At 54.4% G+C, this 643-nt stretch carries 1 protein-coding gene; it reads right to left on the bottom strand.

Annotated elements, in window-relative coordinates:
• Positions 1-116 precede the first annotated feature (116 nt).
• Positions 117-554 carry an N-acetyltransferase gene (locus P7F28_RS10135; protein ID WP_277184361.1) on the bottom strand — a complete coding sequence of 146 codons (438 nt, stop codon included), beginning with the start codon at positions 552-554 and terminating at the stop codon, positions 117-119.
• Positions 555-643 lie beyond the last annotated feature (89 nt).

Here is a 643-nt window from a genome sequence, read left to right as displayed (position 1 = left end):
GCGCAGCATTCGAAGTGATCGGGAAGTCGTTGTCCGCCATTGAAACGTGCGCGATCATTTAACAACGCCCGGCATACGTCCAGAGGCACTTCGCTGCGGACGTGCATAGAGACACATTACGGATACCAAATTAGCTTGGCGTCGAGTGCCGTTTCCTCAACGGATCTGAAGCCGAGCTGCTCGTAGAGGAGACGCGCTGGATTTTCGTGAACGACGCTCAGGGAGACACGCACGCCCTCGAGTCCTGCTTCGTTCAACAGCATGCCAAGCACTGTTTTTCCGATACCTTTGCTTTGATGAGACGGCAGTATCTGGATCTGATGAAGGTGCCACTCGCCATTCGCTCGGCTCAATTTGAGCAACCCCACATCGGCATTGCCTTCGCAAATTATTACGGCGTCTTCGAAGTTCGACCAGATGCGGCGATAGTGCGCCTCATCGTCGGTCGGCATTCCCACCCGTTTCAGATGCTCGGTCATCGTGAGCTTGCGAAGCATCAGGAGAAACGGTACGTCGGATCGCAACGCTCTTCGTAGTTTGATCTGGTGAGTCATGGGCTGTGATATTGGCTCTTTTCGCATGGATCTGCAATCAAGTTTGTGTAGGCATGTTCCGCGGCAGTAGTGCCGCATAGCCGTCGGCG

The organism is Caballeronia sp. BR00000012568055, assembly GCF_029439455.1.
Taxonomy (GTDB): Bacteria; Pseudomonadota; Gammaproteobacteria; order Burkholderiales; family Burkholderiaceae; genus Caballeronia.
Note: the sequence above shows the minus strand (reverse complement) of the source record. Positions and strands in the feature narration are given on the sequence as shown.

What these genes read in the sequence shown, in the direction of transcription:
- P7F28_RS10135 (WP_277184361.1), bottom strand. Translation starts at nt 554, where the DNA reads ATGACTCACCAGATCAAACTACGAAGAGCGTTGCGATCCGACGTACCG.